Below are 15375 nucleotides of genomic sequence, written 5' to 3'. Positions count from 1 at the left end.
TATGATCCTAGCGCTTCCCGGCTTCGCGTGTCAACGGAGCCGGGCAGGCAACCCGGTTCCGCGGACGCGAACCGGGGCCCGAACACGGGCATTCGATTCATTCAACAGGAGCAGGAAAACGTGGCTGAAGTCACTGAGCGCGCGCCGTCGAAGCGGCGTACGCGCGGGCGGCCGCTGGCGGAGGCGTCCGTCGGACCGGACGTGATATTGCGGGCCGCGCGCCGCACGTTCGCGAAGCGCGGCTACGACGCGACGAGCGTGCGCGAGGTCGCGCGCGAGCTGGGCATCGACGCGGCGCTGATCGCCCATCATTTCGGCACGAAGGAGACGTTGTGGCTGGCTGTCGTCGAGCAGATCGTCGACCTCGCCGAGCCGCTGTTCGACGCGTTGCGCGCGCTGCGCACGTCGTCATTGCCGCATCGCGAGCGCGTGCGGCGCGCGATCGAGCTGTGCGTCGATCACGAGTTCGAGGAGCCGGACATCGGCATGTTCTTCTCGACGGCGGCGACCGAGGAGGGCGGGCGGCTCGACTGCCTGCAGCAGCGGATCGTGCGTCCGTATCACGACGCGATGTTTCCGCTGCTGGCCGACGCGGTCGAGGCTGGCGAGATCCGCCCGGTCGATCCGGACGTGCTGTTCTTCATGATCGCGAGCGCGGTCGGCACGACGGTGTCGTACAGCCACATGATGCTGGAGTTCACGTCGCTGCCCACGCGGCAGGATGCGTTCCGGCAGGCCGTGCTCGACGTCGCGCTCGGCATCCTGAGCGTCTGAGCGCCGCGCGGCGCGAAGTCGGCCTGCGCGCTGGCGTGATTGACCCGGCGCGGTGTCGTGCCCGGACTGCCATTGTTTCCAACCGTCAACGTTCGGGCAGACTGGCGCCCTCACGGGCACGGCGATCGCGGTGAACGGCGGGGCGGGCGGGTCGGGTGACGCGGGAAGCCGGCGCGGCATCGTGCATCGCGCCGGCCGCCGCGCATGCGTCAGTCGAGATCGGGCGGCGTATCACCGAGCCAGCGCCGTGCGCCCGGCCCGTTGCGGCCCGCGCGGTCCTCGGGATTGGTCAGCTTGCAGCGCTTCAGCGACAGGCAGCCGCAACCGATGCATTCGTCGAGATTGATGTAGAGCCGCTGCAGTTCCTCGATCCGGTTCGCGACGCGCTGTTTCCAGCCGCGCGACAGCCGCTGCCAGTCCTTGTTGGTCGGCGCGGTTTCTTCCGGCAGGCTCACGAGCTGTTCGGCGATCTCGTCGAGCGAATAGCCGATCTTCTGCGCGAACACGATGAACGCGATCAGCCGCAGCACCGTGCGCGAATAGTGGCGATGGCTCGAGCCGTTGCGGTGCGACTTGATGAGCCCGCGCGTCTCGTAGAAACGCAGCGTCGATGCCGGCACGCCGCTGCGCGCGGCCACTTCGCGGATCGACATCAGCGGCCATTGCGGGATTTCGTCGATACCCATGACGCCCTCCGGGAAAGCTTGACTTGAAGTTAACTTCAACTTTTATGCTACGCGGCAGTTTAACCCGTCGCGAGGCATCATGCTCTCCTTATCCCTACGCAGGACGTCGCCTTTGAGCGCGGCCTGCGCACTGCTGCTGGCGTTGTCGGGCTGTCACGACGGCAAAGGCGAAACGTCGGCCCATCCGCTTCCAGAAGTCGGCGTGACGACCGTCGCGCCGCGCACGATCCGCCTCGCGGACGAATTCAACGGACGCGTCGAAGCAGTCGACGCGGTCGAGCTGCGGCCGCGCGTGAGCGGCTATCTGCAGCGCATCGCGTACAAGGAGGGCGACCTCGTCGCACGGGGCGCGGTGCTGTTCGAGATCGATCCGCGCCCGTACCGGATCGCGCTCGACCGCGCGAACGCGCAGCAGCAGCGGGCGCGGGCGGCCGCAAGCCTCGCCGATGTGCAGCTCAAGCGCGTGCGGACACTGATCGATGCGCATGCAACTTCCCAGGAGGAACTCGACAACGCGCGCGCGACCGCCGAGCAGGCGCGCGCCGACCTGCAGGCGGCCGACGCGGCCGTCGCCGACGCGAAGCTCAATCTCGGTTTCACCGAGGTGCGTGCGCCGATCGCGGGACGTGTCGGCCGCGCGATCGCGACCGCCGGCAACCTCGCGCGCGCCGACGACACGCTGCTCACGACCGTCGTGTCGCAAGACCCCGTCTACGTGTATTTCGACTGCGACGAGCAGAGCTACCTGCGCTACAACGCGCGGCGTGCCGACCCGAAGCATCGCGCGATCGGCGCCGATCCGGTGCGCGTGGGTCTCGCGAACGAGACGGGTTTCCCGCACGCGGGCACCGTCGATTTCCTCGACAACCGGCTCGATCCGCAAACCGGTACGATCCGTGCGCGCGTGCGGCTGCCGAATGCGGACCACACGTTCACGCCCGGCCTCTATGCGCGCGTCCAGCTCGTCAGCGGTCGCGACCAGGATGCGCTGCTCGTCGACGACAAGGCGGTGCTCACCGACCAGGACCGCAAGTACGTGTACGTGATCGGCGCCGGCGACAAGGCGCTGCGTCGCGACGTCACGATCGGCCGTGCGCTGGACGGCGAGCGGATCGTCGAGAAGGGGCTGGAGCCAGGCGATCGCGTGGTCGTCGACGGCGTGCAGCGGATCTACTATCCGGGTGCGCAGGTGAAGCCGAAGGTGCTGCCTGCACGCGCGGATGCGGACACCGCCACCGGCCCGGGCAGCGGCACGCAGGCCGCGGCGGTAGCCGTGGCCGACGCCGGCGCGCCGGCCGCACGGTAACGGGAGGCCCACAATGGATTTCTCCCGCTTCTTCATCGACCGGCCGATCTTCGCGGTCGTGCTGTCGATCGTCATCTTCGCGATCGGCCTGATCTCGATCCCGATGCTGCCGGCCGGCGAATATCCGGAAGTCGTGCCGCCGAGCGTCGTCGTGCGCGCGACGTACCCGGGCGCGAACCCGAAGGAAATCGCCGAATCGGTCGCCGAACCGCTGGAAGAGGCGATCAACGGCGTCGAAGGCATCATGTACATGAAGTCGGTCGCCGGTTCGGACGGCAGCCTGCAGGTCGTCGTCACGTTCCTGCAGGGCGTCGACCCCGATACGGCCGCCGTGCGCGTGCAGAACCGCGTGAGCCAGGCGCTGTCGCGCCTGCCCGACGAGGTGCGCCAGTACGGCGTGACCACGCAGAAGCAGTCGCCGACGCCGCTGATGTACGTGAGCCTCTATTCGCCGGACAACAGCCGCGATTCGCTGTACCTGCGCAACTACCTGACGCTGCACGTGAAGGACGAGCTGTCGCGCCTGACCGGCATCGGCGACGTCGGCGTGTACGGCTCCGGCGACTACGCGATGCGGCTCTGGCTCGACCCGAACCGGCTGGCGTCGCGCGGGCTGACCGCGAGCGACGTGATCGCCGCGGTGCGCGAGCAGAACGTGCAGGTGTCGGCCGGCCAGCTCGGCGCGGAGCCGACACCCAAGAAGAACGACTTCCTCGTGTCGATCAACGTGCGCGGCCGGCTGCGCACCGTGCAGGAATTCGGCGACATCGTGCTGCGCAACGGCGACGACGGCCAGGTCGTGAAGCTGTCCGACGTCGCGCGCATCGAGCTCGGCGCGGGCGACTATACGCTGCGCTCGTACTTCAACGACAAGCATTCGGCTGTGGTCGGCATTTTCCTGTCGCCAGGCGCGAATGCGCTCGACGTCGCGAAGGCCGTGTATGCGAAGCTCGACGAACTGTCGAAACGTTTCCCGCCGGGCGTCGCCTATCGTCCGGTGTGGGACCCGACCGTGTTCGTGCGCGAATCGATCCGCGCGGTGCAGCACACGCTGGTCGAGGCCGTCGTGCTGGTCGTGCTCGTCGTGATCCTGTTCCTGCAGACCTGGCGCGCGTCGATCATTCCGCTCGTCGCGGTGCCCGTGTCGGTGGTCGGCACGTTCGCGTGGCTCTACCTGCTCGGCTATTCGATCAACACGCTGACGCTGTTCGGGCTCGTGCTCGCGATCGGGATCGTCGTCGACGATGCGATCGTGGTGGTCGAGAACGTCGAGCGCAACATCGCACAGGGTTTGAGCCCGCGCGACGCCGCGCACCAGGCGATGCGCGAGGTGTCGGGGCCGATCGTCGCGATCGCGCTCGTGCTGTGCGCGGTGTTCGTGCCGATGGCGTTCATGTCGGGCGTGACGGGCCAGTTCTACAGGCAGTTCGCGGTGACGATCGCGATCTCGACGGTGATCTCCGCGGTCAACTCGCTGACGCTGTCGCCCGCGCTCGCCGCGAAACTGCTGCGTCCGCACGGCGCGCCGAAGGATGCGTTGACGCGCGTGCTCGACCGCGCATTCGGCTGGCTGTTCCATCCGTTCAACCGCTTCTTCGAGCGCAGCTCCGATCGCTATCACGGCGTGGTCGCGCGCACGCTGAAGCGGCGCGGCGCGGTGTTCGCGGTCTATGCGGCCTTGCTCGCCGCGACCGCGCTGCTGTTCAACGCGGTGCCGGGCGGCTTCATCCCCGTGCAGGACAAGCTGTACCTGTTCGCCGGCGCGAAGCTGCCGGAGGGCGCGTCGCTCGCCCGCACCAGCGCGATCACCGAGCAGATGACGAAGATCGCGCTCGGCACCGACGGCGTCGAGATGGTGCCGGCGTTCGCCGGGCTGAACGCGCTGCAGGGCGTGAACACGCCGAACATCACGAACTCGTACGTGATCCTGAAGCCGTTCGACCAGCGTCACCGCAGCGCCGCGCAGATCAACGCGGACCTGAACGCGCGCTTCGCGGCGATCGGCGGCGGCATCACCTATGCGCTGATGCCGCCGCCGATCCAGGGCCTCGGCAACGGTTCGGGCTACTCGCTGTATCTCGAGGATCGCGGCGGGCTCGGCTACGGTGAATTGCAGAAGGCACTGACGGCATTCCAGGCCGCGGTCGCGAAGACGCCGGGGATGAGTTACCCCGTCAGCTCGTACCAGGCGAACATCCCGCAGCTCGAGGTGAAGGTCGACCGGCTGAAGGCGAAGGCGCAAGGCGTCGCGCTCACCGACCTGTTCAACACGCTGCAGGTCTATCTCGGCTCGATGTACGTGAACGACTTCAACGCGTTCGGCCGCGTGTACCGCGTGATGGCGCAGGCCGATGCCGGTCACCGGCAGACGGCCGCGGACATCGCGAACCTGCGCACGCGCAACGCGAAAGGCGAGATGGTACCGATCGGTTCGATGGTGACGGTCGCACCCGCGTATGGGCCGGACCCGGTCGTTCGCTACAACGGCTATCCGGCCGCGGACCTGATCGGCGATGCCGATCCGAAGGCGATGTCGTCGTCGCAGGCGATCGCGAAGCTGCAGCAGATCGCGAAGGACGTGCTGCCGCCGGGCATCACGCTCGAATGGACCGATCTCAGCTACCAGCAGGTCACACAGAGCAACGCGGCGATCGTCGTGTTCCCGCTCGCGGTGATGCTCGTGTTCCTGGTGCTCGCGTCGCTGTATGAGAGCTGGACGCTGCCGCTTGCGGTGATCCTGATCGTGCCGGTGTGCATGTGCGCGGCGCTGTTCGGCGTGTGGCTGTCCGGCGGCGACAACAACGTGTTCGTGCAGGTCGGTCTCGTCGTGCTGATGGGGCTCGCGTGCAAGAACGCGATCCTGATCGTCGAGTTCGCGCGCGAACTCGAAATCCAGGGCAAGGGCGCGATCGCAGCGGCGCTCGAGGCGTGCAGGCTGCGGCTGCGCCCGATCGTGATGACGTCGGTCGCGTTCATCGCGGGCTCGGTGCCGCTCCTGATCGGCGGCGGCGCGGGCAGCGAAGTGCGCGCGGCAACCGGCGTCACCGTGTTCGCGGGGATGCTCGGCGTCACGTTGTTCGGGCTGTTCCTCACGCCCGTGTTCTATGTGGCGATCCGCAAGCTCGCGGGCGGCACGCCGGCAGTGTGGAGCGAACAGCACGGCACCCTCGAAGGAGAAAACCGATGAGCGCCGCATTCCGTCTTTCCGCGCTCGCGATGTCGGTGATGCTCGCCGCGTGCGCGGTCGGCCCCGATTTCAAGCGGCCCGACCCGGCGACCGCCGCGCGCTTCGCGCGCGACGCGCATCCGGCCACGCCCGATGCGTCGCCGCCCGATGCGTCGGCCGCTGCCGATGCCGCATTCTGGCGCGGCTTCGGCGACCCGGCGCTCACGCAGTTGATCGATGCGGCGCTGGCCGCGAACCAGGACCTGCAGGTCGCCGTATCGCGCTACGCCGCATCGAACGCGCTGCTGTCGCAGGCCGTGTTCGACCGCTATCCGACGATTACCGCGAGCGGCCGGATCGGCCATCAGCTGATGAGCAAGGACCAGGCGTTCGGCGCGCCGCGCAGCCAGCGCGATACGCCGATCTCCAATGTCGGGATCAATGCGGCGTGGGAACTCGACCTGTTCGGTCGCGTGCGCCGCTCGATCGAGTCGCAGCGGGCGGAAACGGCTGCGAGTGCGGCCGACGTGCGCGCGGTGCGCGTCGCGATCGCGGGCGAGGTCGCGAGCACGTACGTGGATCTGCGCGGCTCGCAGGAGCGGCTGCGGATCGCACGCGAGAACGCCGACAACCAGAAGCAAACGCTCGCGCTGATCAATGCGCGCGTCGGCGCGGGACGTGGCTCCGAACTCGATGCGGCGCGGGCGCGCGCGCAGTACGAATCGACGACGTCGCGGATCGCCGTGTACGAAGCGGCGATCGGCGTCGACGAGCATCGGCTCGCGGTGTTGACCGGGCAGACGCCGGATGCGCTGATCGGCCGGTTCGACATGCCGAACGCAGCCGCATCGAAAGGCGCGCCGGTACCGCTGCCGGCGCTTGCCGCCGACATCGATCCCGGCACACCGGGCGACCTGCTGCGCCGCCGCCCCGATGTCGCTGCCGCCGAAGCACGGCTGCACGCGGCGACCGCGCGGGTCGGCGTCGCGACAGCCGACCTGTTTCCGCGCTTCACGCTGTCGGGGCTGCTCGGCAGCGCGACGAGCAGCTACGGATTCTTCCGTGCGGGCAGCGATACGAACCTGATCGCGCTCGGCATCGACTGGTCGTTCCTCGACGTCGGCCGCGTGCGCGCGCGGATCGCGGCGAGCGACGCGGAAGCGGCCGGCCAGCTCGCGCAGTACCGGCAGACCGTGCTCGGCGCGCTGGAGGAAACGGAGAACGCGCTGCTGCGTGTCGCCCGCACGCGGGAGGAGACCGCGCACCTCGTGCGCGCGGCGGACGACAGCGCTCGTGCGGCACAGCTGGCACAGACGCGCTTCTCGGCCGGTGCGATCGACTACTACGAAGTGCTCGACGCGCAACGGACGCTGCTGCAGGCGCAGGACGCGGCGGCCGACGGGCGGATGCGCAGCGCGGCATCGACGGTCGCGCTGTACAAGGCGCTCGCGGGCGGTTGGCCGTCGGGAACGGCGCAGCAAGCACCCGGTCCGCTCGCGCAATCGGGGCAGTAGGGCGCGGGTCGCGCGGCGGGCAGGGGCGTTGCGTCCGCCCGCCGGGCGATCGACTTCGCGTCGCCGGGTGGGCGCCTGCGTCCCCGTTGCCGGTCCGCAAGGGCGTCGCATGGACTGACGACGGTCGATGCGGCGCCGGTCCCGTGAATCGGCATGGCGCTCCGTGCGCCTGTCTCACGGCGATGCCGTCCGGCCGTTCAGCGGGGCCGGATCGCCGGCTGGCTCGCGCGCCGGCGGCAGCCCGGCGCATCGGTCAGCGCACCTTGCATCGCCCGCGCCGCCCGCGCGGCGCGGCAACCGGCCGATTCCCCGTCGCGAAACATTGTTCTCCCTCGTCGTAAACGTCTCGAATGCGTGATATTTGCGCTGCCCGATCCGGTTTAGAGTGGCCGCAAATCGATGACGATGTGTCGTATGGCCGCAGTCGCAGGCCGTACCGACGCACCAGAGGAGCTGGAGACAAATGACTGAAGGCAGGATTACCCAAGTCGAATCGTTCGGTTTCGAGCGCATTCCCGACGTATCGCGCTATGCGCGCCCGATCGATCTGTTCCGGTTGCTGTTCGGCGGCTGCAACACGTTTTCCACGTCGGTGCTCGGCAGCTTTCCCGTGTTGGTCGGGCTGTCGTTCAAGGCCGGCATGTGCGCGATCGTGCTGGGCGTGCTCGCCGGCACCTGCATCCTCGCGCCGATGAGCCTGTTCGGCCCGCGCAACGGCACGAGCGACCCCGTGTCGTCCGGCGCGCATTTCGGCATTCACGGCCGGATCGTCGGGTCGTTCCTCGCGCTGCTCACGTCGATCGCGTTCTTCTCGCTCGCGGTGTGGAGCTCGGGCGATGCGCTCGTCGGCGGCGCGCACGACATGGTCGGCTTGCCCGTCAACGGCTTCACGCTCGGCGCCGCGTACATGGTGTTCGCGGTGCTCGTGCTGATCGTCTGCATCTACGGCTTTCGCTTCATGCTGTGGGTCAACAAGATCGCCGTGTGGGCGGCGAGCCTGCTGTTCGTCGCTGGCCTGTTCGCGTTCGCGGGGATGTTCGACCTGAACTACGCGGGCACGCTGAACCAGGGCAGCGCAGGCTTCTGGGCCGCGTTCGTCGGCGCCGTGCTGGTTGCATTGAGCAATCCGGTGTCGTTCGCGTCGACGCTTGGCGACTGGGCGCGCTACATTCCGCAGCAGACGCCGAAGCGGCGCGTGATGGCCGCCGTGTTCGCTGCGCAGATCGCGACCTTCGTGCCGTTCTTCTTCGGTCTCGCGACCGCGACCATCATCGCGTCGAAGGCGCCCGCGTTCATCGCGTCGAACGACTACGTCGGCGGGCTGCTCGCCGTGTCGCCGCGCTGGTTCCTGCTGCCGATGTGCCTGATCGCGATCATCGGCGGGATGTCGACCGGCACGACCGCGCTGTACGGCACGGGCCTCGACGTGTCGAGCATGTTCCCGCGCTTCCTGAACCGTGTGCGCGCGACGCTGCTGATCGGCACGATCGCGATCGCGTTCATCTTCGTCGGCCGCTTCTGGTTCAACCTCGTCGAAAGCGTCGCGACGTTCTCGACGCTGATCGACACGTTCAGCTGCCCGTGGATGGCGATCATGGTGATCGGCTACGTGACACGCCGCGGTTTCTATCTCGCGGACGACCTGCAGGTATTCAACCGCGGGCTGCGCGGCGGCCACTACTGGTTCACGCATGGCTGGAACCTGCGCGCGATGGGCGCGTGGCTGCCGGCGGCGTTCATCGGGCTGTCGTTCGTGAACCTGCCGGGCCAGTTCGTCGGGCCGCTCGGCAACCTCGCGGGTGGACTCGATCTCAGCGTGCCGGTGTCGCTGGTGGTCGGCGGGCTGCTGTATTTCGTGCTGCTGACGGTGTATCCGGAAGCGGAAGGCGTGTACGGCGCGCGCGGACGTTTCCTCGTGCGCGGCGGCAGGCAGGCGGCGCGCGGTGTCGGCGCCCCGGCGATTCAGCCGAAGGGGTATTGAGCGCCGCGTTGCATCTGGCTTCGAATCGGCTTCGGAAACGACAATGCCGCCGTGCGAAAGAACCGCCGGCGGCATTGTCGTTTCCGGGCGATTGATTCGGAATTCGTATTAATAGACGGTCTTGGTCGATCACGTCGCTCGCTGGAAGCGAAAACGCCCGCCATGCAGGCGGGCGTATGTCGACCGGAACGCGGATCAGTGGAACGTGCTGCCTGCGAGCATCCCGCCGTCGACGATGAATTCGGAACCCGTGCAATACGCGGATTCGTCGGACGCGAGGAACAGCACGAGGCTGGCCACTTCGTCGGGTTTGCCGATGCGTGCGATCGGCAGACCGCTGTAGATCGACGACGGGTCGAAATCCGCGTATTCCGGCGGCCGCGCCATCACGGTGTCGATGCCGCCCGGGTGGACCGAGTTCACGCGGATCCCGTAGCGGCCGAACTCGAGCGCGGCGGCCTTCGTCATTCCGCGCACCGCGAACTTGCTCGACACATAGGCGCTGCCGCCGGCCACGCCTTCCATCCCGGCCGTCGACGACACGTTGACGATCGAGCCGCCGCCGGCATCCTTCAGCGCGGCCAGTGCCGATTTCATGCCGAGCCAGCAGCCGACCTGGTTCACGTCGATCACCTTGCGATAGTCGTCGAGCGAACAGGACTCGATCGGCACGAGCTTCAGGATCGCCGCGTTGTTCACGAGGATGTCGAGCCGGCCGAAATGCGCGAGCGTCGCATGGACGGCGGCGTGCCAGTCGTCTTCGTTCGTCACGTCGAGATGCTGATAGCGGGCGGCGTCGCCGAGTTCGGCCGCGACGCGCCGGCCCGCGTCGTCCAGCACGTCGGCGATCACCACGCGTGCGCCTTCGGCGACGAATCGGCGCGCCTCCGCCTCGCCCTGGCCGCGGGCGCCGCCCGTGATCAGCGCTACCTTGCCTTCGAGTCGTTTCATCGTGTGTGCTCCTGTGAGTGTAGGGGGGCGCGTGCGGGTCCGCTCAGGCGGCGGCCGACGCGTCGATGATGCGGACCGGATCGGCGCCGTCCCAGGTACGCGCTTCGGCGATGCCGTGCGCGATCATCGCGCGCATGCCTGCGCCTTCGATCACTTCGACGCGCACGCCGGGATCGTCGGCGTCGTCGAGATAGGCGACGCGCGTGGCCGGGTTATGCGCGTCGAACACCACGCGCAGCCCGCGCGCCGTAAGTTGCGCGACGGCGGCATCGAGATCGTCGACCACCCATGCGACGTGATGCAGGCCCGCGAGCAGTTGTCCGTGCGCATCGCGGTACGGCGACGGCGCGTCGTTCGTCACGTGGATCAGTTCGATCTGCAGATCGGCGCGATACGCGAGTCCGACATCCATCGTGACCGTCGTCGCTTCGCCGAGGCAGCGGCCGTCGAGCCGCACGTTGCGGAACACGGTCCATGGGCCGACATCGTGGCGGGCGCGCCAGCGCGCGATGCTGCGGTCGAGATCGGCGACCACATAGCCGATCTGGTCGATGGGGCCGAGGATAGGGTCGTTCATGGTGTCTCCGTGGCGGGCGCGGCGCCGTTTCGTGCGGCATCCGGCGCGCGATGAATGACGGTCATGATGGCAACAAAGGCGGCGCGGCGTGCCGTCCAAACGGACTAGCTGCACGTTATCCGGACGGCGCTGCTGCATCGCTGACGACGGATTTGCGTACAGGACGGGACGAGCGAGGAAGGCGAGGAAGCGAGGAAGCGGGCAAGCGGCAAGCGGCAAGCGGGGAAAGCGGAAAAGCAGGAAAGCAGGAAAGCAGGAAAGCAGGAAAGCAGGGAGGAGCCGAAGCTGACGAAGCGCGTAAACCGGATCCGCGCATTACCCCGCGTTCGGCCTCTTGACCGTCAGCCGGCACACCGTTGCGAGCGCAAGCAGGTTCGGATCACGTTCACGCCGATGCAGGAAGCTCAGGCCGATCGTCTGGCGGATCGTCGGTCCGGCGAGCGGCACCAGCGCGATCTTGTGCGAGAAGAGATCGCGCACGCGGCCCGGCAGCAGCGAATGGCCGACACCGCCCGACACGAGATTGATCAGCGAGAAGATGTCGCCCACGCGCATCACGACGTTCGGCGTGACCCCCGCGGCCCGGAACGCTTTCGTGAAACCGTCTTGCGTCGCGAAACCTTCGCCGAGCGACACGAACGGCGCGTCGCCGCACGCGGCGAGATCGATCGCCTCGCATCGCGCATACGGCGAATCGACCGGCGCCGCAAAAAACATCTCGTCCTCGAACAGCGCGATCGACTCGATTTCGGCGTCCGGTTCGGGCAGCGCCATCAGCGTCGCATCGATCGCGCCTTGCCGCAGCTTGTCGAGCAGGTCGGCGTTCGAGCCGAGCACGAGCTCGGCCTGCAGCTCGGGCCGACGCTCCTTCAGCGCGATCACGACCTCGGGCACCGTACGGATCGTCAGCGAATAGAGCGAGCCGATCTTCAATTGCCCGGCGCCGTAGCCGGCGGCTTCGCGCGTCGAGCGGATTCCGTCCGTCATCGTCTTCAGCACGTCGCCCGCGACCTCCGCGAGCACCTGCGCGGCGTCGGTCGGAATCAGGTTCCGTCCTTCGTGGCGAAACAGCGCGCAATGCATCCCTTCCTCGAGCGTGTGCAGCGCACGATGCACGCTGACCGTGCTGACGTTGAGCGCCTCGGCGGCTTTCGCGAGGCTGCCGGCTTCCATGAAGGCGAGAAGCACCTCGAGCTTGCGGAAGGTGATCTCTTCGTTGATGCGATTGCGCATGGTCGGGGCGGCGGGAAGGGCGATCGACGATTCTGCCGCAGAACGCCGGCAGCAACAATGCGCGAATGTCCGGAATATCCGCATCGCGGCGGTACGCGATAACGACGTTTAATCTGCGGCTAAGTATCGACCGCTCCCGTTAATTGATGCGGGTTTTCGGCGTCCCTATGATCGGTTCATGCCGGTTGCGCTCGGGCGCGGGACGATCTTGCGTGTCCCGTCGCGCGCAGCGGTTCGCGATCGCCCGCCCGGGCGGCGGCCGGCACGGCCCCACGAGACTGCAGGAGACAAGCATGCGCGACCTACGTCGGAACACGCGGCATCGGCAAGTCATTGCCGCCGTCGTCGGCAATACCCTCGAGTGGTACGACTTCATCGTCTACGGTTTCTTTTCCGGCATCATCGCGCGGCTGTTCTTTCCCGCCGAAAGCCAGTATGCGTCGCTGCTGATGTCGCTCGCGACGTTCGGCGTCGGCTTCTTCATGCGTCCGGTGGGCGGCATCCTGCTCGGGCTCTATGCGGACCGCAAGGGCCGCAAGGCCGCGATGCAGCTCATCATCTTCCTGATGACGCTGTCGATCGCGCTGATCACGTTCGCGCCGTCGTACGCGACGATCGGCCCGGCGGCGCCGATCCTGATCGTCGTCGCGCGGCTGCTGCAGGGCTTCGCGACCGGCGGCGAATACGCGAGCGCCACCGCGTTCCTGGTCGAGAGCGCGCCCGCGCACCGGCGCGGCCTGTACGGCTCGTGGCAACTGATCGGCCAGTGCCTCGCCGTGTTCTCGGGCGCGGCGATGGGCGCGTGGGCCACGCAGTCGCTGTCGGATGCGGCGCTGCACAGCTGGGGCTGGCGCGTGCCGTTCGCGCTCGGGCTGCTGATCGGGCCGGTTGGCTTGTGGATCCGCCGTCACATGGAGGAGACCGAAGCGTTCCTCGATGCGAGCAAGTCGACGGTCGAGCCACCGGCGAGCGTGTCGCGCGTGCTGCGCGACAACCTGCGCGGCGTGCTGGTGTCGATGGGGCAGACGATCACCGGCACGGCGGTGTTCTACGTGATGCTCGTCAACATGCCCACGTTTGTGCACAAGACCTTCGGGCTGCCGCTCGACCAGGTATTCAAGGTGCAGATGGTGGCGGTCGCGCTGCTGACGGTGACGATTCCGGTCGCGGCGATCGTGTCCGACCGCATCGGCCGGCGGCCCGTGCTGATTGCCGGCACGCTGTCGCTGCTGACGCTCACGTATCCGCTGTTCTCGTGGCTGGCCGCCGCGCCGGGCGTCGGGCGCCTGCTCGTGATGCAGCTCGTGATCTGCACGATCATCGGCATCTGCTACGGTCCCGCGCCGACCACGCTCGCCGAGCAGTTCGCGACGCGATCGCGATCGACCGGCGTCGCGCTCGCGTACAACGTCGCCGTGATGGTGTTCGGCGGTTTCGCGCCGTTCATCGTCACCTGGCTGACGCGTGCGAGCGGGTCGCCCGTCGCGCCCGCGTGGTACGTGCTGTTCGCTGCGTCGTTCGGGCTGGCCGCGAGCGTGTTCATGCACGACGGCGCGCCGTGCGTGCTCGCGCGCCGGCAGTTTTCGGGCGAGCCGTTGAGCGTCAAATAGTCGTTCGCCGTTCGGGTCGATCAGCCATCGGCCCGGGCGGCATGCGGCGTATCGGCGCCGCCGATGGTTAGCATCGCGGGCAGCGGCCTACCGGGGCCGCCGCCCGCTCGTTACGCTTGCGCGATCATCCACTCTGTCCGGAAGGTCGCCATGTCCCGGCTCGACTACACGCTGCTCGGCCCCTGCCTGCTCGCCATCGCGATCGATGCGATGGGGTTCGGGCTCGTCTACCCGATGATGTCCGCGATCTTCAGCGATCCGCACGCGGGCATCCTGCCGGCCGACGCCGGCGAACACGCGCGCAATTTCTACCTCGGTGTCGGCTACGGGATCTATCCGCTCTGCATGTTCTTCGGCTCGTCGCTGATGGGCGAGTTGTCGGACCGTTATGGCCGCCGCCGGATCCTGCTGCTGTGCGTGCTCGGCCTTGCGGCCGGCTACGCGCTGATGGCCGCCGGCGCGTGGCAAGGGAGCGTCGCGCTGCTGCTGGCCGGCCGCGGGCTCACCGGTTTGATGGCCGGCTGCCAGGGCATCGCGCAGGCGGCCATCACCGACCTGAGCACGCCCGGGAACAAGGCGTACAACATGAGCATCATGTCGCTCGCGTTCAGCGCCGGCGTGATCGTCGGCCCGGTGCTCGGCGGCGTCACGTCCGACCGGACGATCTCGCCGCTGTTCGACTACGGCACGCCGTTCGTGCTCGTCGCCGCGCTCTCGCTCGTGTGCGCGTTCTGGACCTGGGCGTCGTATCGCGACACGGCCGCGCCGCGCGGCGACACGCGCATCGATCCGCTGCTGCCGCTGCGGATCATCGGGGAAGCCGCACGTCAGCGCAACGTCGCGTTCCTGTCGATGGTGTTCTTCCTGATGCAGGTCGGCTACGGACTCTACCTGCAGACCATCATGCTGCTGCTGCAGGCGAAGTTCGGCTATACGAGCGCACGGCTCGGGCTGTTCAGCGGCGTGATCGGCATCTGCTTCGTGTTCGGCCTGCTGTTCGTCGTACGGCTGATGCTGCGCGTGTGGCGTGTGGTCGACATCGCGAAGACGGGCCTGCTCGTCGCGGGCCTCGGCCAGATCGTGTCGGCACTGTTTCCGCACGAGCCGGTGCTGTGGGCGCTCGCGATGGTGGTCGGCTGTTTCGACATGGTCGCCTACACGACCATGTATACAGCGTTTTCCGATGCCGTCAGCGAGGACCGGCAGGGCTGGGCGCTCGGCGTCGCGGGCTCGGTGATGGCCGTCGCATGGGTCGTGACGGGCGCGCTGACGAACCTGCTGCCGGTATTCGGCGAGATCGGGCTGCTGCTGATCGGCGGCGCGGGCTTCCTGCTCAGCTTCGTGATGATGGTGAGCTACGGGCGCAAGCAGGCCGGCGGGCGCGCGGCCGCGCTGTCGTAGACGGTTGCGCGCAGGTTGGCCCGATCCTGTCGGACGTTGTCCCGCGGGCCGCTGTCGCGCGTGACCGCGCGGCCCGACACTGGCGCCTCGCGGTCACGGCGGGTCAGCCCACGGCGGCAATCCGGCGCGGGGCCGCGTGCGGCAGCGCCGGCCCTGCCGGACCGCCGTTCCGTTCG

At 68.1% G+C, this 15375-nt stretch carries 11 protein-coding genes; 7 read left to right on the top strand and 4 right to left on the bottom strand.

Translation table 11 applies throughout. The features are described from left to right. Positions 1–120 precede the first annotated feature (120 nt). Positions 121–774 carry a TetR/AcrR family transcriptional regulator gene (locus U4Y91_RS06350; RefSeq protein WP_321804177.1) on the top strand — a complete coding sequence of 218 codons (654 nt, stop codon included), beginning with the start codon at positions 121–123 and terminating at the stop codon, positions 772–774. 209 nt (positions 775–983) lie between these two features. On the opposite strand, the gene soxR is transcribed toward U4Y91_RS06350, so the two are convergent. After that, positions 984–1460: a redox-sensitive transcriptional activator SoxR gene (gene soxR, locus U4Y91_RS06345; protein ID WP_321804175.1), complete on the bottom strand. Its 477-nt coding sequence runs from the start codon at positions 1458–1460 to the stop codon at positions 984–986. A gap of 79 nt (positions 1461–1539) precedes the next feature. On the opposite strand from soxR, the gene U4Y91_RS06340 reads away from it, so the two are divergent. The 4 genes from U4Y91_RS06340 (at position 1540) to U4Y91_RS06325 (ending at position 9427) form a co-directional block, all read left to right on the top strand. Further along, a complete protein-coding gene (locus U4Y91_RS06340) occupies positions 1540–2766 on the top strand; it encodes an efflux RND transporter periplasmic adaptor subunit (protein WP_321804174.1) in 1227 nt (408 codons plus the stop codon). 13 nt (positions 2767–2779) lie between these two features. Beyond that, positions 2780–5953: a multidrug efflux RND transporter permease subunit gene (locus tag U4Y91_RS06335; RefSeq protein WP_321804172.1), complete on the top strand. Its 3174-nt coding sequence runs from the start codon at positions 2780–2782 to the stop codon at positions 5951–5953. Next, positions 5950–7446 (top strand): efflux transporter outer membrane subunit, encoded by a 1497-nt coding sequence (locus tag U4Y91_RS06330; RefSeq protein ID WP_321804170.1) that lies wholly within the window; start codon positions 5950–5952, stop codon positions 7444–7446. Before U4Y91_RS06335 ends, U4Y91_RS06330 begins: the two co-directional genes overlap by 4 nt. A gap of 463 nt (positions 7447–7909) precedes the next feature. Next, complete coding sequence (locus U4Y91_RS06325; protein WP_321804168.1) at positions 7910–9427, top strand: purine-cytosine permease family protein; 1518 nt, start codon at positions 7910–7912, stop codon at positions 9425–9427. Positions 9428–9622: 195 nt separating this feature from the next. On the opposite strand, the gene U4Y91_RS06320 is transcribed toward U4Y91_RS06325, so the two are convergent. The 3 genes from U4Y91_RS06320 to U4Y91_RS06310 all read right to left on the bottom strand — a co-directional run bounded on the left by U4Y91_RS06320 (position 9623) and on the right by U4Y91_RS06310 (position 12188). Beyond that, positions 9623–10378 (bottom strand): glucose 1-dehydrogenase, encoded by a 756-nt coding sequence (locus U4Y91_RS06320; protein WP_321804167.1) that lies wholly within the window; start codon positions 10376–10378, stop codon positions 9623–9625. 43 nt (positions 10379–10421) lie between these two features. Then, the gene (locus tag U4Y91_RS06315) at positions 10422–10955 is read right to left on the bottom strand and encodes a VOC family protein (protein ID WP_321804165.1); all 534 of its coding nucleotides are present in this window, start codon (positions 10953–10955) and stop codon (positions 10422–10424) included. A 315-nt stretch (positions 10956–11270) separates the two neighbouring features. Then, positions 11271–12188, bottom strand: coding sequence for a LysR family transcriptional regulator (locus U4Y91_RS06310; RefSeq protein ID WP_321804163.1), 918 nt, complete (start codon positions 12186–12188; stop codon positions 11271–11273). A gap of 293 nt (positions 12189–12481) precedes the next feature. Here U4Y91_RS06310 and U4Y91_RS06305 point away from each other — a divergent pair, with 293 nt between their 5' ends. Continuing rightward, positions 12482–13798 (top strand): MFS transporter, encoded by a 1317-nt coding sequence (locus tag U4Y91_RS06305; RefSeq protein ID WP_321804161.1) that lies wholly within the window; start codon positions 12482–12484, stop codon positions 13796–13798. 150 nt (positions 13799–13948) lie between these two features. Beyond that, the gene (locus tag U4Y91_RS06300; RefSeq protein ID WP_321804159.1) at positions 13949–15199 is read left to right on the top strand and encodes an MFS transporter; all 1251 of its coding nucleotides are present in this window, start codon (positions 13949–13951) and stop codon (positions 15197–15199) included. Positions 15200–15375 lie beyond the last annotated feature (176 nt).

Source organism: Burkholderia sp. BCC1993, from assembly GCF_905339865.1.
Classification (GTDB): Bacteria; Pseudomonadota; Gammaproteobacteria; order Burkholderiales; family Burkholderiaceae; genus Burkholderia.
This window is presented reverse-complemented; position numbering and strand designations above follow the sequence as displayed.